This is a genomic window from Pantoea sp. X-Soil-MYKO-1785, from assembly GCF_059730675.1.
Genome location: NZ_AP036000.1, coordinates 3,545,910 through 3,566,406, shown reverse-complemented (window position 1 = coordinate 3,566,406; position 20,497 = coordinate 3,545,910). Strand labels below are relative to the sequence as shown.

Annotated in this window: 20 protein-coding genes and 1 riboswitch; of the genes, 12 read left to right on the top strand and 8 right to left on the bottom strand. The window is 56.7% G+C overall.

Translation table 11 applies throughout. The annotated features are described in order from the left end of the window. Positions 1-67: 67 nt before the first annotated feature. On the bottom strand, positions 68-283 hold the full coding sequence (gene rpsU / locus AC6I8D_RS16830; RefSeq protein WP_001144069.1) for a 30S ribosomal protein S21: 216 nt from the start codon (positions 281-283) through the stop codon (positions 68-70). A 278-nt stretch (positions 284-561) separates the two neighbouring features. Between rpsU and tsaD the strand changes: the two genes are divergently transcribed. Beyond that, entirely contained in the window at positions 562-1,575 is a 1,014-nt protein-coding gene (gene tsaD, locus AC6I8D_RS16825) for a tRNA (adenosine(37)-N6)-threonylcarbamoyltransferase complex transferase subunit TsaD (RefSeq protein ID WP_312053136.1), read from the top strand. 30 nt (positions 1,576-1,605) lie between these two features. On the opposite strand, the gene plsY is transcribed toward tsaD, so the two are convergent. Next, entirely contained in the window at positions 1,606-2,211 is a 606-nt protein-coding gene (plsY, locus tag AC6I8D_RS16820) for a glycerol-3-phosphate 1-O-acyltransferase PlsY (protein ID WP_046289254.1), read from the bottom strand. 108 nt (positions 2,212-2,319) lie between these two features. Here plsY and folB point away from each other — a divergent pair, with 108 nt between their 5' ends. Together folB and bacA are read left to right on the top strand one after the other, a co-directional pair. After that, positions 2,320-2,679 (top strand): bifunctional dihydroneopterin aldolase/7,8-dihydroneopterin epimerase, encoded by a 360-nt coding sequence (gene folB, locus AC6I8D_RS16815; RefSeq protein ID WP_312053133.1) that lies wholly within the window; start codon positions 2,320-2,322, stop codon positions 2,677-2,679. 193 nt (positions 2,680-2,872) lie between these two features. Continuing rightward, positions 2,873-3,691, top strand: a complete 819-nt coding sequence (gene bacA, locus AC6I8D_RS16810) for an undecaprenyl-diphosphate phosphatase (protein ID WP_497820504.1) — start codon at positions 2,873-2,875, stop codon at positions 3,689-3,691. Positions 3,692-3,706: 15 nt separating this feature from the next. On the opposite strand, the gene AC6I8D_RS16805 is transcribed toward bacA, so the two are convergent. Both AC6I8D_RS16805 and AC6I8D_RS16800 read right to left on the bottom strand, forming a co-directional pair. Then, on the bottom strand, positions 3,707-4,939 hold the full coding sequence (locus AC6I8D_RS16805; RefSeq protein ID WP_312053130.1) for a multifunctional CCA addition/repair protein: 1,233 nt from the start codon (positions 4,937-4,939) through the stop codon (positions 3,707-3,709). A gap of 158 nt (positions 4,940-5,097) precedes the next feature. Continuing rightward, positions 5,098-5,718, bottom strand: a complete 621-nt coding sequence (locus tag AC6I8D_RS16800) for a TIGR04211 family SH3 domain-containing protein (protein WP_312053128.1) — start codon at positions 5,716-5,718, stop codon at positions 5,098-5,100. 272 nt (positions 5,719-5,990) lie between these two features. Here AC6I8D_RS16800 and AC6I8D_RS16795 point away from each other — a divergent pair, with 272 nt between their 5' ends. From AC6I8D_RS16795 to hldE, 3 genes are all read left to right on the top strand, one after another. Further along, a complete protein-coding gene (locus AC6I8D_RS16795; protein WP_312053126.1) occupies positions 5,991-7,301 on the top strand; it encodes a CYTH domain-containing protein in 1,311 nt (436 codons plus the stop codon). Between the two features lie 33 nt (positions 7,302-7,334). Next, entirely contained in the window at positions 7,335-10,187 is a 2,853-nt protein-coding gene (glnE, locus tag AC6I8D_RS16790; protein ID WP_497820503.1) for a bifunctional [glutamate--ammonia ligase]-adenylyl-L-tyrosine phosphorylase/[glutamate--ammonia-ligase] adenylyltransferase, read from the top strand. 70 nt (positions 10,188-10,257) lie between these two features. Next, the gene (gene hldE, locus AC6I8D_RS16785) at positions 10,258-11,685 is read left to right on the top strand and encodes a bifunctional D-glycero-beta-D-manno-heptose-7-phosphate kinase/D-glycero-beta-D-manno-heptose 1-phosphate adenylyltransferase HldE (protein ID WP_312053122.1); all 1,428 of its coding nucleotides are present in this window, start codon (positions 10,258-10,260) and stop codon (positions 11,683-11,685) included. A gap of 42 nt (positions 11,686-11,727) precedes the next feature. Here hldE and ubiK read toward each other — a convergent pair whose 3' ends face one another. Further along, positions 11,728-12,120, bottom strand: coding sequence for a ubiquinone biosynthesis accessory factor UbiK (gene ubiK / locus AC6I8D_RS16780; protein WP_497820502.1), 393 nt, complete (start codon positions 12,118-12,120; stop codon positions 11,728-11,730). Between the two features lie 170 nt (positions 12,121-12,290). Further along, positions 12,291-12,449, top strand: a riboswitch (FMN riboswitch). A gap of 110 nt (positions 12,450-12,559) precedes the next feature. On the opposite strand from ubiK, the gene ribB reads away from it, so the two are divergent. Both ribB and ygiD read left to right on the top strand, forming a co-directional pair. Further along, positions 12,560-13,216 carry a 3,4-dihydroxy-2-butanone-4-phosphate synthase gene (gene ribB / locus AC6I8D_RS16775; RefSeq protein ID WP_046289251.1) on the top strand — a complete coding sequence of 219 codons (657 nt, stop codon included), beginning with the start codon at positions 12,560-12,562 and terminating at the stop codon, positions 13,214-13,216. 250 nt (positions 13,217-13,466) lie between these two features. Further along, complete coding sequence (ygiD, locus tag AC6I8D_RS16770; RefSeq protein WP_312758585.1) at positions 13,467-14,252, top strand: 4,5-DOPA-extradiol-dioxygenase; 786 nt, start codon at positions 13,467-13,469, stop codon at positions 14,250-14,252. Between the two features lie 38 nt (positions 14,253-14,290). On the opposite strand, the gene AC6I8D_RS16765 is transcribed toward ygiD, so the two are convergent. The 3 genes from AC6I8D_RS16765 to tolC form a co-directional block, all read right to left on the bottom strand. Next, on the bottom strand, positions 14,291-15,451 hold the full coding sequence (locus AC6I8D_RS16765; RefSeq protein WP_312053115.1) for a glutathionylspermidine synthase family protein: 1,161 nt from the start codon (positions 15,449-15,451) through the stop codon (positions 14,291-14,293). 7 nt (positions 15,452-15,458) lie between these two features. Next, entirely contained in the window at positions 15,459-16,133 is a 675-nt protein-coding gene (locus AC6I8D_RS16760; protein WP_312053113.1) for a DUF1190 family protein, read from the bottom strand. A 143-nt stretch (positions 16,134-16,276) separates the two neighbouring features. Next, a complete protein-coding gene (tolC, locus tag AC6I8D_RS16755) occupies positions 16,277-17,743 on the bottom strand; it encodes an outer membrane channel protein TolC (RefSeq protein WP_312053111.1) in 1,467 nt (488 codons plus the stop codon). Between the two features lie 213 nt (positions 17,744-17,956). On the opposite strand from tolC, the gene nudF reads away from it, so the two are divergent. The 4 genes from nudF to yqiA are packed head-to-tail and all read left to right on the top strand — an operon-like array spanning position 17,957 to position 20,469. Then, complete coding sequence (nudF, locus tag AC6I8D_RS16750; RefSeq protein ID WP_031376507.1) at positions 17,957-18,592, top strand: ADP-ribose diphosphatase; 636 nt, start codon at positions 17,957-17,959, stop codon at positions 18,590-18,592. Beyond that, a complete protein-coding gene (locus AC6I8D_RS16745; protein ID WP_312053110.1) occupies positions 18,589-19,014 on the top strand; it encodes a DUF1249 family protein in 426 nt (141 codons plus the stop codon). Before nudF ends, AC6I8D_RS16745 begins: the two co-directional genes overlap by 4 nt. 42 nt (positions 19,015-19,056) lie before the next feature. After that, entirely contained in the window at positions 19,057-19,884 is an 828-nt protein-coding gene (gene cpdA, locus AC6I8D_RS16740) for a 3',5'-cyclic-AMP phosphodiesterase (RefSeq protein ID WP_312053108.1), read from the top strand. 3 nt (positions 19,885-19,887) lie between these two features. Then, entirely contained in the window at positions 19,888-20,469 is a 582-nt protein-coding gene (gene yqiA / locus AC6I8D_RS16735; protein ID WP_312053106.1) for an esterase YqiA, read from the top strand. The last annotated feature ends 28 nt before the right edge of the window (positions 20,470-20,497 follow it).

Genomic DNA, 20,497 nt, shown 5'->3' with positions numbered 1-20,497 from the left:
AAAGCACGGCCTTTTACTTGACTCTGTCTGCGTTTAACACGCGGTGGAGGCGGACCTCCAAAAGAAATTAGTACAGACGAGTGCGGCGTGCGTTTTCGCGAGCCAGTTTCTTGGCGTGACGCTTAACTGCAGACGCTTTAGCGCGCTTACGTTCGGTAGTCGGTTTTTCATAGAACTCACGACGACGAACTTCAGCCAGAACGCCTGCTTTCTCGCAGGAACGCTTGAAGCGACGCAATGCTACGTCAAATGGCTCGTTTTCACGTACTTTAATTACCGGCATGTAACTCTCACCTCGATAAAATTCGGTTTTTGCTGCTGACTGCGGCGCCAGCACATTTCAAAATGGTGCAGCATTTTACTCCAACTCGCGTTGGTTTGTAAAGCACCATGGATAATTTGAAACCAACAGGAGCGTTTGCCTGTGCGGCTGCCGGTTTTTCCAGGGGCGGGAGTATAGCGTACTCTTTAGCCGACAGAAAATGACTTTTTGCGAGGATTGCCCGCTCTGCCCGCACAATTGCTGTGCTAAACTGCGCGCCGCGAGAAAGAGGTGATGCAATGCGAATTCTGGGTATTGAAACGTCATGCGATGAAACCGGCATCGCAATTTATGATGATGAGACCGGGTTACTGGCGAATCAGCTGTACAGCCAGGTAAAACTGCACGCCGACTATGGCGGTGTGGTGCCGGAACTGGCATCACGCGACCACGTGCGTAAAACCGTGCCGTTAATTCAGGCAGCGCTGAAACAGGCTGGGTTAGCGCCGAATCAAATCGATGCGGTGGCTTATACGGCCGGTCCGGGACTGGTCGGCGCACTGCTGGTCGGTGCCACCATTGGCCGCGCGCTGGCCTTTGCCTGGAAAGTGCCCGCGGTGCCGGTTCATCATATGGAAGGCCACCTGCTGGCACCGATGCTGGAAGACAATCCGCCCGCGTTTCCGTTTGTAGCGCTGCTGGTGTCGGGCGGCCATACCCAGCTGATTAGCGTCACCGGTATCGGTGAATATACCTTGCTGGGCGAATCGATTGATGATGCGGCCGGTGAAGCGTTCGATAAAACCGCCAAGCTGCTCGGACTGGATTATCCCGGTGGCCCGATGCTGTCGAAGATGGCGCAGCAGGGAACGGCAGGGCGCTTTACCTTCCCGCGTCCGATGACCGACCGTCCGGGGCTGGACTTTAGCTTCTCGGGCCTGAAAACCTTTGCCGCTAACACCATCCGCGCCAATGATGATGACGCGCAGACCCGCGCCGATATCGCCCGGGCCTTTGAAGATGCGGTAGTCGACACGCTGGCGATCAAATGCAAACGCGCGCTGGATCAAACCGGCTTCAGACGTCTGGTGATTGCCGGCGGCGTTAGCGCCAACCGAACGCTGCGCGAGCAGATGGCGGTGATGATGCAGAAGCGTGGCGGAGAAGTCTTTTACGCGCGTCCTGAGTTCTGTACCGATAACGGTGCGATGATCGCGTATGCGGGCATGGTACGGTTGAAAGGCGGAACGCGCGGGGGATTAGGCGTCAGCGTACGGCCGCGCTGGCCGCTGGCGGAACTGCCCGCCATCTGAGGGTAAAAAAGCCGGCTTCGCCGGCTTTTTTTATTCCTGCGATTTCTTCTTACGCTTCCAGATCTTCCCTTCCTGACCGCGCCACAAACGCTGGATATTGTCGTGATGGCGTAACAGGATCAGGCAGGAGAGCATTGAAACCGGAAAGGTGAACTGGGGTTTAAACCACCAGACGTAGAACGGCGCAATCAGCGCGCTGACAATCGCGCCGAGTGATGAGTAGCCGCTAAGCAGCACGGTGAGCAGCCAGGTGCCGGTCACCAGTCCGGTTAAGTCCCAGCCAATCGGCGCAATCGCCCCGAAAGCCGTCGCCACCCCTTTGCCACCGCGGAACTGGAAGAATACCGGATAGATATGACCGAGGCAGGCCGCGATCGCCGTCAGGCCCAGAAACAGCGGCGTCACATGCAGCAGATATGCCAGCCAGACCGGTACCATCCCTTTCAGCACATCAAACACCAGCACGCAGGCTGCGGCCGCTTTGCCACCTAGCCGTAACACATTGGTAGCGCCAGGATTACCTGAGCCGTGCGTACGGGGATCGGGCAGGCCAGCGAGTTTGCAGACCAGAATCGCACTGGAAATCGAACCGCAGAGATACGCGAAAATAATCATACCAGGCGCGAAAGCACTCATAACACCGTACCGTTACCTTTTGGGTCGTTTTGATCTCATCAACCGTGGATAATACGCATAATCCGCCGGAAGTGGTATCCGGCTTAGCCAAAAACAGAGACCATCATCATGGATATCGTATTTATAGAACAACTCACGGTGTTCACCACCATTGGCGTTTACGACTGGGAACAGGGGATGCAGCAGAAGCTGGTGCTCGATGTCGAAATGGCATGGGATAACCGTCTGGCGGCGCGCAGTGACGATGTGAACGACTGTCTCAGCTATGCCGACGTCTCTGAAGCGATTCTGACGCACCTGACCGGCAGTCGTTTTGCGCTGGTTGAGCGGGTTGCTGAAGAAATCGCGGATCTGTTGATGAACCGTTTCAATTCGCCTGGCGTACGCATAAAGGTAAGCAAACCGGGCGCTATCGCCCAGGCAGCGCAGGTTGGCGTGCGAATTGAGCGCGGGACTATTCCTAAATAAATGCGATGTGATTGCCATCACAATGAAACCAAACCAAATTACTGTCTGTCATAGCGAGTGCCGTTTCGTTGGAGCCAGCGAAATGGCCTAAGACCTTAAGGTTTTACTCAGGCTGATGCAGGCATGATTTCAGGCGATAGCCTTTGCGCTAGCGCCTTTTTAATGGTTTTGAAACGGATAGAGGAAAAATTTGATGGCAGATATTCATCAGCTTTGGGTAGCTGCAATCCTGGGCGTTGTGGAAGGGCTGACCGAATTTTTACCGGTCTCATCCACAGGGCACATGATTATAGTGGGGCACCTGCTGGGCTTTGAGGGCGAGAAAGCAGAGACCTTTGAGGTAGTTATCCAGCTAGGCTCGATTCTGGCGGTGGTTGTGATGTTCTGGCGACGTCTGTTTGGCCTGATCGGTATCCACTTTGGCGAAGTCAAACATGAAGGTGTCGGTAGCGGACGTTTATCGCTGATCCACATTCTGCTGGGCATGGTGCCAGCGGTAGTCGTGGGGCTGGTACTGCACGATCAGATCAAAACGCTGTTTAATCCGATCAACGTGATGTATGCGCTGGTGGTGGGTGGTGTGCTGCTGCTGGCGGCAGAATACCTCAAACCGAAGCAGCCGAAAGCGGTCGGCGTCGACGATATTACCTATCGTCAGGCGTTTATGATTGGCTGCTTTCAGTGCTTAGCGCTGTGGCCGGGCTTCTCTCGTTCAGGCGCGACCCTTTCCGGCGGCATGCTGATGGGCGTGAGCCGCTATGCGGCCTCTGAGTTCTCCTTCATCCTGGCGGTGCCAATGATGATGGGCGCGACGGTGCTGGATATGTACAAGAGCATCGGCTTCCTGACCATGGCTGACTTTCCGATGTTCGCCGTGGGCTTCGTAACCGCCTTCGTGGTGGCGCTGATCGCGATTAAAGCCTTCCTGGAGCTGATTAAGCGTATCTCGTTCGTCTCCTTCGCCATCTACCGCTTTATCGTGGCGGCAGCGGTTTACATGGTTTTCATGTAAACCAATCGCCGCCTGCTAGTCAGGCTGCGGTATAGCCAGACCCTGCGCGACGGCGTCAATCCGTCGTCGCGTTAACTCTTCCCGCACCTCTGCGCCTTTAAAGCCCGCCTCGATCACCGCTTTGGTCGGCACCGCCTGCGCCAGCGCAAACGCCCGCCGCAGATAGTCACCCTGTGGATACGCCATACTTTCCAGACCGGCACGCCCGCGCGCATCGGCTTCGCTGGTCAGCGCCATCTGCTCGACGCGTTGCGGTTTGCGCCAGGCATCGATCCGATCAAACAGCGCCACCAGCGAGGTGGCCGACTGGCGCTCAATGGTATGCACGATGTCGTGAAATTCGGTGACGATCAGCGCCAGATCGCGAATCGCATTAGGCACCCGCAGCCGCTGACAAATCGCCTCCACCAGCGGCACGCCCGCCAGGCCATGACCGTGATGGCTGGGCCATTTTTCAGGTGGCGTCAGCGCCTTGCCGACGTCGTGGAACAACGTCGCGAAGCGCACATCGACTGATTCAGAGAGCGCGGCTGCCATGGTCAGCGTCATCAGGGTATGCACCCCGGTGTCGATCTCCGGATGCCACTTCGCCGGTGCCGGAATGCCAAACAGATTATCGAGTTCCGGGAACAGCACCTGCAACGCGCCGCAGTCGCGCAGCACCTGAAAATAGACCTGCGGATTGCGGCTGGTCAGCGCTTTTTCCGTCTCTTTCCACACCCGCTCAGCGGTCAGATGGGCCAGTTCGCCGCTGCTGACCATCTGCTGCATCAGCTGCTGCGTCTCGGCGGCAATACGGAAGTTGAGATGGGCGAAACGCGCCGCGAAACGCGCCACGCGTAACACCCGCAGCGGATCTTCATGGAAAGCGTCAGAAACATGGCGCAACTGGCGCTGGGCAATATCACGCTGGCCGTGGTAAGGGTCAATCAGCTCGCCGTTTTCATCCTGTGCAATCGCATTGATGGTCAGATCGCGGCGCTGTAAGTCCTGTTCCAGCGTTACATCGGGCGCGGACCAGGTCACGAATCCGGTATAGCCTTTCCCGTTTTTCCGCTCAGTACGCGCCAGCGCATACTCTTCGCGGCTGTCAGGATGCAGGAAAACGGGAAAGTCGCGACCGACCTGTTGATAGCCCTGCTCAAGCATGGCCTCGGGCGTGGCACCGACCACCACCCAATCTTTGTCTTTAACCGGCAGCTTTAGCAGTGCATCACGCACTGCGCCGCCCACAAGAAACGTCTTCACGCAAAACTCCAGAGAAAAAGAAATGACCTGCACGCCGGGCGCATCCCGCGCGACACTTCAGCAGTGCATGTTGCTCTATTGTTGCACAGATTCAGCAGATTGCAGGCATGCCAAAAGGGGGATCTGGCGATCCCCTGATGAAAAACGGCAGAGACGGGTCAGTTCATCCAGCGATCGTTTTTCTTGCGGCGCGGCAGCATGTGGGGCAACAGTAAACCTAACAGCAGGCCAACACCCAGCACGCCGCCGCCATACATAAACCACTGCATGATGATGGTACGCTGCTTGTCATCAAGCTGGACGTTAGCGGCGCTGACTTTCTTCTGCGCAACGATTAGCTCGTTTTTCAGCTTCTGGTTTTCGCCCTTCAGTCCGTTGATCACGCCGTCGCTGCTGGCGACTTTGTTCTGCATTTCAGCGGTGCGCTGATTCCAGCTGTTGTCGATATTATCCAGCTTGGCGGTAAGATCTTTAACCTGTTGTTCCAGCTGCGGCACCCGGGTACGCAGGCTGGGACTGGCGCTCAGCTGCGACAGGGGTATCCAGGTGGTGCGGCCTTCCGAGTCACGGATCTGGCCATAATGGGTATCATTGTTGGTCTGAAGCAGCTGCACCTCTTCCCCGGCATTCAGCTTACCGAGCAGGCGAAACTGATCGCCCGGTCCGCTGCGAACCCAGGTCGATAATTCATCAGACACGTAGCGTTTTTCTTCGGCGTGGGCAGGTGCAAGGGTGCTGAGGGCCAGCAAAGTGAGTCCAGCGAGTGTAATTTTTTTCATTCGATTTCGTTTTGCTTAGTCTGACTAAAAATTTACCGGCACAGTCTGGAGAGGCCTCGCATAAATCACTATGAGAACTATCCTGGTCTCATGAGAGTGCGAAAAGGTCTGCGAAAGCACAAAGAAAGCAGAGACAGCGCGGCTTCTGTGCATTAATCTTCGCCTGATAACCCCTTGCCCTCCAGGCGACAGCATGAGTAACCTGCTGATTATCGCCTGAAATATGCAGGAAACATCCTCTTAAGTGCCAGCGGCGTAGTGAATAAAAAATTATGACCATCGAAATCGAACTAAAGTTCATTGCAACTCCTCAGGCGGCCGGAAAACTGGCTGACCTTGTCGCGGCGTGGCCGCATCAGCATCAGCCTGCGCGTGAGCTGACCAACATCTATTTTGAAACCGACGATAACCAGCTGCGACGCTGGGATATGGGATTGCGCATCCGTGGCGTCGATAAGCGTTATGAAATGACGCTGAAAGCGGCCGGTAAAACGCTTGGCGGGCTGCATCAGCGCCCGGAATATAACGTCGATCTGAGCGAGCCGACGCTGGATATTGCGCAACTGCCGGCCGACATCTGGCCGCAGGGCACCGACATTGCGGCGTTACAGTCACGTTTACAGCCGCTGTTCACTACCCATTTCCAGCGTGAAACCTGGCTGATTACCGTGGGCGACAGCGAGATTGAGCTGGCGTTTGATCAGGGCGACGTCACGGCGGGAACCCTGAGCGAACCGCTGTGCGAAATCGAACTGGAATTAAAGCGCGGTGAGCGAAAAGATATGCTGACCTTTGCCCGGCAGCTGGTGGCGATGGGCGGCTTACGGATGGGCAGCCTGAGTAAAGCCGCCCGCGGTTATCAGCTGGCGCAGGGCAATCCGCCGCGTCAGCTGCGGCCTTTCCCGCTGTTGAAAGCCGGCAACAAAGCCACGGTAGAAGAGGGCATGGTGGCAGCCATGTCGGCCGGTCTCAGCCACTGGCAGTATCACGAAGAAGTCTGGCTGCGCGGCAATGCGGCGGCCCAGGATGCGGTGCGTGAAGCGCTGGATGTGCTGCGTCAGGCGTTTACCCTGTTTGGTGCGCTGGTGCCACGCAAGGCCAGCAGTGCTTTACGTCAGCAGCTGACCACGCTGGAAGAGACGCTGGTCAATGATGAAGTGGACGCAACCAGCTTCTGCCTCTCGTCGCTGGCGGTGGAAACCCAGCTGGCGCTGACGCACTGGCTGGTGGAATCGCACTGGCAGCAGTGGGTGGATGCCAAAGGCCAGGCCAAATTACAAGGCTCGTTTAAACGCTTTGGCGACATCATGCTGAGCCGCATCAATGCCGATCTCAGAGAGACTTTCAGCACGGTTAAACAGCCTAATGAGTATCGGGATAAAGCGACGCGCCTGGCGCGTCAGCTGCTGGCGGTGCATTTGCTGGCCGGCGCCTATCCGCAGGAAGAGGTGGCGGTCTGGCTGGCACCGTGGCAACAGCTGCTGTCTGCGATTCATGAACAACAGGAAGCCGGATTAGCCTGGCTGACCACGCAGGCGCTGAAACAGCCACCGTTCTGGCTCACCAGCGGTTCTGCCCGCTAACCTGAGCTGTGCCACGCCATCATGGAGGGATTTATGTTGTCAGCACTTCCCGCGTTGATACGCGAACAGGCGGCACGCGCCGCAGAGCAGCTTGAGGTTCCCCTTGCTTCACTGAGCGCGGAGCAGGCGGCCGGGCTGGCTTTCAGTGATTTTGTGCTGGAAAACCTGCAACAGCATCCCGACTGGTGGCAGGCTATTTGCCATGCGCCGCCGCAGGCTGACGAGTGGCAACACTACGCTGACTGGCTAAATCAGGTGATGGTGACGGTTGATAGCGAAGCCAGCCTGATGCGGGAACTGCGACTGTTTCGCCGCCGGATGCTGGTGCGTATCGCGTGGATGCAGTGCCTGCAACACGCCAGTACGGAACAGAGCCTGCAGCAGCTCAGCGTGCTGGCGGAAGTGTTAATCAGCCGGGCGCGCGATTGGGTTTATCAGGATTGCTGTCGCGATTTTGGTACTCCCTGCAACGTTGACGGCGAAGCGCAACCGATGCTGATCCTCGGCATGGGCAAGCTGGGCGGTGGCGAGCTAAATTTCTCATCCGATATCGACCTGATTTTTGCCTGGCCGGAAAACGGCAGTACCCGCGGCGGAAGGCGTGAACTGGATAACGCCCAGTTCTTTACCCGCATGGGACAGCGGCTAATCAAGGTGCTCGATCAGCCGACCATGGATGGTTTTGTCTACCGGGTTGATATGCGTCTGCGTCCGTTTGGCGACAGCGGCCCGCTGGTGATGAGCTTCGCCGCTCTGGAAGATTATTACCAGGAGCAGGGGCGCGACTGGGAACGCTACGCGATGGTCAAAGCGCGCCTGATGGGAGACGAACACGATCGCTGGAGCCTGGAGCTGCAACAGATGCTGCGGCCGTTCGTCTACCGGCGTTATATCGACTTCAGCGTGATCCAGTCGCTGCGTAACATGAAAGGGATGATCAGCCGGGAAGTGCGGCGGCGCGGCCTGAAAAACAACATCAAACTGGGCGCAGGCGGGATTCGTGAAACCGAATTTATCGTCCAGGTATTTCAGCTGATTCGTGGCGGGCGTGAGCGCTCACTTCAACTGCGCGCCTTACTGCCGACGCTGGAAGCGATAAAAGCGCTGGCGTTATTAACGGCAGACCAGGTCGATGCGCTGCGTGAAGCCTATCTGTTCCTGCGGCGGCTGGAAAATCTGCTGCAAAGCCTTGGAGATGAGCAGACCCAGACGTTACCTGAAGATGAGCTGCATCGCGCCCGGCTGGCGTGGGCGATGGGCAGCGCGGACTGGCCCGCCCTGATGGCGGCGCTCGAAAGCCAGATGGCGGCGGTTCGCGCTATTTTTGATGAGCTGATTGGCGAAGATACGCCAGAGATTGGCGATCAGCGCGAACTGGCTGAGTACCAGATGCTGTGGCAGGACCCGCTGGAAGAGAGCGAACTGGCGCCGCTGGTGCCACAACTCAGCGATGAACAGTGCCGCACGCTGCACCAGACGCTGGAGACGTTTCGCCAGGATATCAGCCGGCGCACTATCGGCCCGCGCGGTCGTCAGGCGCTGGACCAGCTGATGCCGCGTCTGTTAAGCGAAGTCTGTCCGCGCGACGATGCTGCCGTCACCCTCAGCCGCCTGACGCCGTTACTGCTTGGCGTGCTGACCCGCAGTACCTACCTCGAATTATTAACCGAATACCACGGCGCACTGCGGCATTTGATCCGTCTGTGCGCCGCCTCGCCGATGGTGGCCAGTCAGCTGGCCCGGCACCCGCTGTTGCTGGACGAACTGCTCGATCCCGCCACGCTCTACCAGCCAACCGCCACCGACGCCTACCGTGATGAGCTGCGTCAGTATCTGATGCGCATTCCCACCGATGATGAGGAGCAGCAGCTTGAGGCGGTGCGGCAGTTCAAGCAGGCGCAGCATCTGCGTATTGCCGCTGCCGACATCGCTGGCACGCTACCGGTGATGAAAGTGAGCGATCACCTCACCTGGCTGGCCGAGGCGATCATCGAATCGGTGGTGCGCCAGGCCTGGCATATGATGGTGCAGCGCTACGGCCGGCCATCGCACCTGAGTAATGAGCATGAACGCGGTTTTGCGGTGCTGGGCTACGGCAAACTGGGAGGCTGGGAGCTGGGATACAGTTCCGATCTCGATTTAGTTTTTCTGCACGATTGCCCGGCGGATGCGGTGACCGAAGGCGAACGCAGCATTGATGGCCGCCAGTTCTATCTGCGCCTCGCCCAGCGCATTATGCATCTGTTCAGTACCCGCACCTCATCCGGCATTCTGTATGAAGTGGACGCGCGGCTACGTCCTTCCGGCGCGGCGGGCATGCTGGTCAGCACCTTTGAGGCGTATGAGGAGTATCAGCGTAATGAGGCCTGGACTTGGGAGCATCAGGCGCTGGTGCGGGCGCGCGTGGTGTTTGGCGAACCTGCGCTGGGCGAACGTTTTAACACCATCCGCCAGGCGATCCTCTGTCTGCCGCGTCCCGCTGAGGCGTTACAGACTGAAGTGCGAGAGATGCGAGAAAAGATGCGCGCTCACCTCAGTAACAAGCATAAAGGACGCTGGGAGATTAAAACCGATCAGGGTGGAATCACCGACATTGAATTCATCGCCCAATATCTTGTCTTACGCTACGCCGCTGAACAACCTGAGCTGACACGCTGGTCCGACAATGTGCGTATTTTTGAACTGATGGCGAAATACCATAAAATGCCCGCCGATGAAGCACAGGCGCTGACGCAGGCGTACGTTACCCTGCGTGATGCCTTGCACCATCGGGCATTGCAGGAGCTGCCCGGCCATGTGGAGCCGGATGCTTTCGCCGCCGAACGGCAAACGGTTGTTGCCAGCTGGCAGCGCTGGCTGAACTCGCCCGCGTCTCTCCCGGCGTGATGCTGATAGCACAAATCGCAACTGTGCTATCATCCGCGCACTTTTTTTAATGCAGTCTGGAGTGTCTGGAATGAAAGTTACTCTGCCCGCGTTCGGCCAAGCCTCAGTGCTGGTCGTTGGCGATGTGATGTTGGATCGTTACTGGTATGGCCCTACCAGCCGTATCTCCCCTGAAGCACCGGTTCCGGTGGTGAAAGTGGATACCGTTGAGGAGCGTCCTGGCGGCGCAGCAAACGTGGCGATGAACATTGCAGCACTCGGTGCCGCCTCACGGCTGATTGGCCTGACCGGTGAAGATGATGCGGCGCGCGTGTTGAGTAACACGCTGAAAGACGTCAACGTACAGTGCGATTTCGTGGCGGTGAAAAGCCATCCGACCATCACCAAGCTGCGCGTGCTGTCACGTAATCAGCAGCTGATTCGCCTCGACTTTGAAGAGGGATTCGAGCAGGTCGATCCGGAACCGATCCACCAGAAAATGCGTGCTTCGCTGGCGGCTGCGGGCGCACTGGTGCTGTCTGACTACGCCAAAGGCGCGCTCTGCAGCGTGCAGACCATGATCGCCCTGGCGCGCGAAGCAAACGTCCCGGTGCTGATCGATCCGAAAGGCACCGACTTTGCCCGCTACCGTGGCGCAACGTTGCTGACACCTAATCTGTCTGAATTCGAAGCGGTGGTCGGTAAGTGTAAAAACGAAGAGGAGATCGTGGCGCGCGGTATGCAGCTGATCGCTGATTTCGATCTCTCCGCGCTGCTGGTGACCCGTTCAGAAAATGGCATGACGCTGCTACAACCCGGCAAAGCGCCGTTGCATCTGCCGACTCAGGCCCAGGAAGTCTACGACGTGACGGGTGCGGGCGACACGGTTATCGGCGTGCTGGCGGCGGCGTTAGCGGCAGGTGACTCGCTGGAAGAGGCCTGTTTCCTCGCCAATGCCGCCGCTGGCGTGGTGGTGGGTAAACTTGGGACCTCCACCGTCAGCACCGTTGAGCTGGAAAATGCGATTCATGCCCGTCCGGAGCAGGGCTTCGGCATCATGACCGAAGCGGAACTGAAAGCCGCAGTGGAGATGGCGCGTCGGCGCGGCGAAAAGGTGGTGATGACCAACGGTGTTTTCGACATTTTGCATGCCGGCCACGTCTCTTATCTGGCCAATGCGCGTAAGCTGGGCGATCGCCTGATCGTGGCCGTGAACAGCGATGCATCGACCAAACGGCTGAAAGGCCCGAGCCGCCCGGTAAATCCGCAGGAAAATCGCATGATCGTACTCGGTGCGCTGGAAGCGGTTGATTGGGTAGTGGTGTTTGAAGAGGATACGCCGCAGCGGCTGATCGCCAGCATTCTGCCGGACCTGCTGGTGAAAGGCGGTGATTACAAACCGGAAGATATCGCCGGCAGTAAAGAAGTGTGGGCCAACGGTGGGGACGTGCAGGTGCTTAATTTTGAAGATGGCATCTCAACCACCAATATTATTAAAACCATTCGCGGCGACAGCTAAAATCGGTAGTCAGCGGGAGGCGTGCTCCCGCTAAACCAGTGATTAACTGTTGCTGTCAGTATCAGGTTTGGCCACATCCGGCGTGGTGATGACTGACGGTGCGGGTGAGGCGGCAGGAGAGGTCGCTGCGCCCGCCGCTGTGGTGTTTGCCGTGGCAACAGTTGCGCTGGCGGTTGGCGCTGTCGGCGTTGCGCCGCTCTGGCTTTCCAGCTGAGCCAGACGCTGTTCCAGCGCCGCCAGTTTTTCCCGCGTACGCAGCAATACCTGCGTCTGCACATCAAACTCTTCACGGTTGACCAGATCCATACGCGTCAGCTGCGCCTGAAGAACCTGACGAATTTTCTTTTCGACATCATCACCAAACTCACGTACCCCTTTCGGCATCGCTTCGTGAACCTGACGTGCAAGTTGTTCAATTTTTTTCGTGTCGATCATGATGATTTCCTGGTTTCGGGGAGCTGTGTCAGCATTTTACTAACCTGATAACGGTTAAGTGTAATGCCAGAAATGAAAAGGATAAACCTCAAATCGGCAACGCAGGAAATGCAAAAGCAATTGCGCTATTGATGATTGCCGCTCCAGATAAACGGCGCTATAGTAAAAACGCTTATTCTCAGGGCGGGGCGCAATTCCCCACCGGCGGTAAATCAGCCTTGGCTGAAAGCCCGCGAGCGCTTCATGATGATGAAAATTCGCTATGAAGGTCAGCAGATCCGGTGTAATTCCGGGGCCGACGGTTACAGTCCGGATGGGAGAGGGTAACGACATCTGTCGGACAATTGTGTCTGCTTCACGTTATTGCCACGTCTTTTTGACGTCACTCCTAAGCTCGCCCTGATTCTGGTAACCCATACATTTAAAGGTTTTTATTACCATGAATCAGACGCTACTTTCTGAATTTGGCACGCCTGAACAGCGTGTAGAACGTGCTATCGCCGCCCTTCGTGAGGGACGCGGTGTAATGGTGCTCGACGATGAGAATCGTGAAAACGAAGGCGATATGATCTTCGCCGCGGAAACCATGACCGTTGAACAGATGGCGCTGACCATTCGCCACGGCAGCGGCATTGTCTGCCTGTGCCTGACCGAAGAGCGTCGTCAGCAGTTAGATCTGCCGATGATGGTGGAGAACAACACCAGCTCCTACGGCACCGGTTTTACCGTGACGATTGAAGCAGCCGAAGGCGTGACCACCGGTGTTTCTGCCCAGGATCGCATTACCACTATTCGTGCCGCGATTGCTGATAACGCCAAACCCAGCGATCTCAATCGCCCTGGACATGTCTTCCCGCTGCGTGCGCGCGAAGGCGGTGTGCTGACCCGTGGCGGCCACACCGAAGCGACCATCGACCTGGTGACTCTGGCGGGCTTCAAGCCGGCAGGGGTACTGTGTGAACTGACCAACGATGACGGCACCATGGCCCATGCGCCGGAAGCCATTACGTTTGCCAGACAGCACAATATGCCGGTGGTGACGATTGAGGATTTAGTGGCCTGGCGTCGCAGCCACGAAACGCGTCACGCCAGCTAATCAGCGTGCTGACGCGGTAAAACAGGCCAGCGCGGCCTGTTTTACCGGTGGTTAATTCGCACGTCCGCTTCGGTGACGGTAATCTGAGCCGTCAGCCCGACTTCGTCTGGCGTTATCCCCGATCGATCATTCTCTTCGTTGCCTATCTTATTCAATTTTTCTGAGCATCTTAATCAGGCTTATCCGCGTGATATAGCGGGTAAAGCGCGTATCGTAGTGGCTATCAAACATTCAATTCTGAGAACCCGTTATGAGCCAGTCACGTATGCCAGCGCTGTTTTTGGGCCATGGCAGCCCGATGAACGCCCTGGATGAAAACCGCTATACCACCGCGTGGCGTCACGCGGGCGATACGCTGCCGCGGCCCCGCGCCATAATTGCAGTCTCGGCCCACTGGTATACGCGTGGCACTGCGGTAACGGCGATGGCAGATCCCCGCACGCTGCATGATTTTGGCGGTTTTCCGCAGGCGCTGTTTGATACCCGCTATCCGGCGCCGGGATCGCCCGAACTGGCTGAACAACTTGTCACTCTGTTAGCACCGATTCAGGTACAGCGGGATTACGACTGGGGCTTCGATCACGGCTCGTGGGGCGTTTTGATCAAGATGTATCCGCAGGCGGATATTCCGGTGGTGCAGTTAAGTATCGACAGCACCCAATCACCGGCCTGGCATTTTGAACTGGGTCAGAAGCTGGCGGCGCTGCGTGACCAGGGCGTGATGATCGTTGCCAGTGGTAACGTGGTGCATAACCTGAGAAAGGTACGCTGGGACGGCGGCGATGAGGTCTATCCGTGGGCCAGCAGTTTTGAGCAGTTTGTGCGTGACAACCTGACGGCAGAGAGTGACGCGGCTTTGCATCCGCTGGTCAACTTTATGCAGCATCCTGGTGCTGCGCTCTCAAACCCGACGCCGGAACATTTTCTGCCGCTGTTGTATGTGCTGGGCGCACGTCAGAAGGGGGAAGCGATCACGATTCCGGTGGACGGCATGGAGATGGGCGCGATCAGCATGTTGTCAGTGCAGGTCGGCTGAATGCAAACAGACCCGAAACGGGTCTGTTTATCAGGGCGTTACCCGATGAAGGCGTGCGGATAGAAGCGCGAAAGATCCTGAGTGATCAGATCGCGATCCTCACGCAGGCCAATACCGGCTGGCTGATCGTCAATCAGCCAGCTGCCGATCAGCGTGTAGCTGTCGCCAAATTTTGGCAGCGGATGGAACTGCTGGACGATCATGCCCTCTTCGCCATACGGGCCGTCGACGCGGGCAATCTCCTGACCATTTTCAACAATGCGGATATTAGCGCCTTCGCGGGAGAACAGCGGCTTCACCACATATTTGTCCATCGGCGGCACCTCATCTTCGGCAAAGAAGGCGGGCAGCAGGTTAGGATGATTCGGGAACATCTGCCACAGCATCGGCAGCAGCGCTTTGTTCGACAGAATGCTCTTCCAGGCTGGCTCCAGCCAGCGTACACCGGCATCGCCCAGCTTGGTGGAAAACATCTCACGCAGCATGAATTCCCACGGATAGAGCTTAAACAGGTTGCTGATGACCTGGTCGTGGACGTCGGTAAACTCACCTTTTTCACCCAGACCAATTTCATCCATATAGAGAAATTCGCTCGGCAGGCCTGCTTCAGTGGCGCAATCCTGCAGATACTGCACCGTGCCGCGATCTTCGTCAGTATCGCGGCAGCAGGCGAAATGCAGCCAGTTAAAACCGTGCTGCTGATGCAGCGCCGCAAAGCGCGCGATCAGCTTTTCCTGCAAACTGTTGAACTGGTCACTGCCTGTCGGCAACTGCCCGGCGCTGAGCTGATCTTCCAGCCATAGCCACTGGAAAAATGCCGCTTCATACAGCGAGGTCGGCGTATCCGCGTTGTTCTCGAGTAATTTGGCGTCGCCTTTGCCATCCCAGGCGAGATCAAGACGGGAATAGAGCGAAGGCTGACGCTGGTGCCAGGAATCACGCACAAAATCCCAGGTATGTTTGGGAATGCGGAATTTGGTCAGCAACGCTTCATCGTTAACGACTTTGTCGACCACCTGCAGGCACATCTGATGCAGCTCAGCGGTGACATCCTCAAGCTGCTCTATTTGTGCCAGCGTAAACTGGTAGTAAGCATCTTCACACCAGTACGGCTCGCCGTGCATGGTATGAAAACGAAAACCAAACTCGGTGGCTTTTTCCCGCCAGCCTGGGCGTTCTGAAATGGCAATGCGTTGCATCGGGGCGTTAGCCTCCCATTGAACGGCTGGAGGTGCCGGTAGCGCTACTGCGCTGCATGCTGTTCTGTTTGGCTACCGTCTCGCCAAAGCCGCCACGGGTGATGGTCGAGGTGGTGGCAGGCTTCGGTGCCAGCGCCGTCTTCGGCACGTTCATGGTTTTACCTGAGGTGGCTGCACCATAGTTACGACCGGACGCATCAACAAACTGACCGTTTGCCGGACTGTTAGGCGTTTTAGGGGAAAACAGCGGCTGCTGAGCGAAGCCTGCGCCGCCGCCCATCATCCGGCCCATCATGTAACCGGCCATCAGTGGCATCCAGAAGCTGCCGCCGCTCTGTTGCGCTTCCGCATTGTTGGTGCTGCCGACGCCAGCCTGAGCCGGGGTCTGCTGACACTGATTCTCGCCGAATTCGGCGACGCAATCTTCGCGGGTCGCATATTTAGGTGCGGTGCGTTCTGCCTCTTTTTTGGCTTCATTGAAGGCGGTGGTGCACTGTGCGCTCTGGCCTGGATTGGCTTTCGAACAGTCATCCGCGTTCTGATACATCGAAACGGATTCATCGTTTTGTTCACAGCCTGCCAGCATAAATACCGCTGAAACGGCGATCGCGACGGGCGTTAAATGGCGTGCCTGCCAGCTCTTACGAAAAGCGGCATAGCGAATAGATTTTGTGCGTTTCATTATGATTATCCTGTGCCCAAAGGTAGCGCATAGAATAGGGGATGAGGGGTCAAAATTGAAGCTGAGGGCCTGATACTGTAGGGATCTTTACTTAGCTATACGTTCGATAGAGAGACGGGCCGCAAAGCGACCCGTCATCGTCATCAGTTACCGAAAGGATTGCTGCTGCTATTGCGAGCCGCAGGGCGTGCTGCGGCGGCAGAGCCGTTGGCAGACGGGCCATTATCCACGCGCGCGGTCTGCTGTGCGTTTTCCGGTGCCACCGTTTCTGGTGAGGTTGGGATCTCTTTACCCAGCTGGCTGTTCAGCGCCTGCAGGTTCTGCTCGTTGAGCGTTCCCAGTGCATAGCTGATGTTGAGTTGGTTGATCAGGTAGCTGTAGCGCGCATCAGAAAGCTGCTGCTTGGCGTTATACAGCGCGGTGGTCGCATCCAGCACATCGACGATGGTACGCGTACCGACCTGATAACCGGCTTCAGACGCATCCAGTGAGCTTTGCGCTGAGACCACCGCCTGTTTGTAGGCGTTGATGGTACTGATCGATGCATTCACGTTGTTAAACGATGAGCGCACGGTCTGCACCGCTGAGCGGTGCGCACTTTCCAGCTGCTCGCTGGCGCTGACAAAATTATACTGCGCCTGTTTCACCTGCGAGGTCACGCTGCCGCCGCTGTAGAGTGGCAGAGAGAAGCTCAGGCCAACCTGGTTAGAACCGGTAATCGAATCGGTTGAACCGGCGCTCTGGTTAGCACGGCTGCCGCCATATTTGCTGTTAGACATGCCGGTTGAGGCAGTCAGATCCAGCGTCGGCATGTGGCCGGTTTCTGCTGAACGAATCTGCTCACGTGCCAGATCCTGATTCAGACGGGCAGACAACAACGTCAGATTACGACTTTCAGCCTGCTTGAGCAGGGCGCTGACCGCATCCGGCTTATCGGTTTTGAAGCGGTCGATATTAAGCGACGCCAGAGCCTGATAATCCATGCCGGTAATCTGGCGCAGTGATTCAACTGCGTTATCCAGATTGTTGCGCGCGGTGACTTCGTTAGCTAATACGCTGTCATACTGCGCACGGGCGTTTTGCACGTCAGTGATCGCCACCAGGCCGACGTTAAAACGTTGGGTGGTTTGATCGAGTTCGCGATAGATCGACTGTTTCTGCGCTTCGGTGTAAGAAAGGGTATCAATCGCTTTCAGTACGTTGAAGTAAGCGGTCGCGGTGTTCAGAATCAAATCCTGCTGCGCAACCTGATAGGTAACGTCCTGGATGCCGGCGGCTTTTTCCTGCAGGGTCAGGGCGCGCCATTTCGACATGTCGAAAATTGTCTGGGTTAATTGCAGCGTGCCGCTGGTCGTGTTGGAATGAAGCCCGCTGCTGTCACGGTAGCCGTTGTTATAGGTGTAATCCGCACCCAGACCGAGCTGCGGTAATAATGGGCTACGCGCTTCGTTGATTTTCTCAAAGGCAGAATCGCGATCGGCAGCGGCGCTGCGCAGATCCGGGTTGCTCAGACGCGCTTGTTGATAAACCTGAAGCAGGTCTTCGGCCTGGCTGGCGAAGCTGAAACCGCCCAGGCTCAGCCCAATAAAAAATGGGAGCAGTTTTTTCATTTGCATTCCTTTTGTTGCAGCAAATTGCAGTGGTAGCGCTGCCGGGTAAGCCAAAAAATTATCGCCGATTCTAGCAGAGGGCAACTGTGAGATAAGTTGGCTGAACGTGCCTTCTTCCCCTAATTTACGTAAATAATTCAGAAAGAACCACTCAGATGGAGCACTGTGCCAGGCTTTTTTCGCTCCACCCCAATCTGCATAAGGAACCAGATGATGTCGGAAGAAAAAAAATCCCCTGTGACTTTTACAAAAAACGATGTAGAAATTATTGCACGCGAAACCGTCTACGATGGTTTTTTTTCAGTTGTACGCTATCGCTTCCGTCACCGCCGTTTTAATGGCGAAATGAGTGCCGAAGTGCAGCGCGAAGTTTTTGAGCGCGGACATGCTGCCGTGCTGCTACCTTATGATCCCTTACGCGACGAAGTGGTGCTGATCGAACAGATCCGCATCCCGGCCTATGACAGCAGTGCATCACCCTGGCTGCTGGAGATGGTGGCCGGCATTATCGATCCCGGTGAAACCGTTGAGCAGGTGGTGCGTCGCGAAGCGGTCGAAGAAGCAGGATTACAGGTCGGACGGATTAAGCCAATGCTTAATTACCTGGCCAGCCCCGGCGGTACCAGTGAACGTTTATCGGTGCTGATTGGGGAAGTGGATGCCAGCCAGGCAACAGGATGCCATGGTCTGGAGGAAGAGAATGAGGATATTCTTGTCCATGTGGTGAGCCGCGAACAGGCTTATCGCTGGGTGGAAGAGGGGATTATTGATAATGCGGCGTCTGTCATCGCCTTGCAATGGCTGGCACTGCACCATGAGAAACTACGAGAAGAGTGGATACCACAATGAAACAGCGCTATACCCCTGACTTTCCCGAAATGATGCGGCTGTGCGAAACCAATTTCGCCCAGTTACGCCGCCTGCTGCCACGCGACGATCAAGCGGGTGCATCGGTGATCTATCAGGTGAGTGGCGCCCGTTATCAGTTGACGATTCAGGAGTCGACGCGCTACACCACGCTGGTGGAGATCCGCCAGGTGGCGCCCGCCGTGAGCTACTGGAGCCTGCCTTCAATGTCGGTGCGGCTCTATCACGATGCGATGGTCGCCGAAGTGTGTTCAACGCAACAGATCTATCGTTTCAAAGCGCGCTATGATTATCCTAATAAAAAACTGCATCAGCGTGATGAAAAACATCAGATAAACCAGTTTCTCGCTGACTGGTTGCGCTACTGCCTGGCGCACGGCGCGATGGCAGTTCCGGTCTGCTGATGCGTATAATGCGTTAAATGGCGTGGAGACGAAGGAAACGCTTTGGATAGCCTGCTAACTCTTCCTGCAGCGAACGGTTCCGCAATCAGGATTCTGCAAATCACGGACACCCACCTGTTCGCAGGAAAACATGAATCGCTACTTGGGGTGAACACCTGGTCGAGCTATAAGGCGGTCCTGGATGCGATTATTGCGCAGCATCGGGACTATGACCTGATCATCGCCACCGGCGATCTGGCCCAGGACCACTCTGTTGAAGCCTATCAGCATTTTGCTGAGGGTATTTCACGTTTGCCCAGACCCTGCGTCTGGCTGCCCGGCAACCACGATTTCCAGCCTGCAATGGTCGATACCTTAGCTGACGCCCACATTAATCCGCACAAACAGGTGCTGATCGGCGAGCAGTGGCAGATTGTCCTGCTCGACAGCCAGGTGTTCGGCGTACCGCACGGCATGCTGAGCGACTATCAGCTGGAGTGGCTGGAAAATGCGCTGGCGCGCTATCCGCAACGGCACACTCTGGTGTTGCTGCATCACCATCCGCTGGCGTCCGGCTGCACCTGGCTTGACCAGCACAGCCTGCGTAATTCGCATCAGCTGGATGCGGTGCTGCAACAGTTTCCGCTGGCGAAAACGCTGGTCTGTGGCCATATCCATCAGGAGCTGGACGTCGAGTGGCACGGCCGCCGGGTCCTGGCGACGCCTTCCACCTGCGTGCAGTTCAAACCGCACTGCACCAGCTTCGCGATTGATACCGTGGCACCGGGCTGGCGCTGGTTTACCCTGCACCCGGACGGTCAGCTTGAAACCGAGGTTAACCGTCTGGATACCGACATCTTCCGTCCCGATTTAGACTCTGAAGGATACTGACCGATGGCGGCGCTGCTTTATCTGCACGGTTTCAACAGTTCACCCCAGTCGGCGAAAGCGACGCAGTTCCGTCAGTGGCTACAGGCAACGCATCCGGCGATCGAGATGATCGTGCCGCAGCTGCCAACCTTTCCGGCCGATGCCGCCGCGATGCTGGAAGAGTTAGTGCTGAGCCGCAGCGGTGAAACTCTGGGTCTGGTTGGCTCTTCTCTCGGCGGTTATTATGCCACCTGGCTGTCGCAATGTTTTATGCTGCCCGCCGTGGTGGTCAATCCTGCGGTACGGCCTTTTGAGTTGCTGGCGGATTACCTTGGCGACAATCAGAATCCCTACACCGGCCAGCAATATGTGTTAGAGTCACGCCACATTTACGATCTGAAAGTAATGCAGATTGAACCGCTGGAAGCGCCCGATTTACTCTGGCTGCTGCAACAAACCGGCGATGAAGTTCTCGATTACCGTCAGGCGCTCGACTATTACAGCGCGTGCCGCCATACGGTTGAAGAGGGCGGAAACCATACATTTACTGGATTCGAGCGCCATTTCCCGCAGATTCTGGACTTTCTCGGTCTGAATCATCCCTGAGTAATGCGGAAATCGCACCCCATTTCAC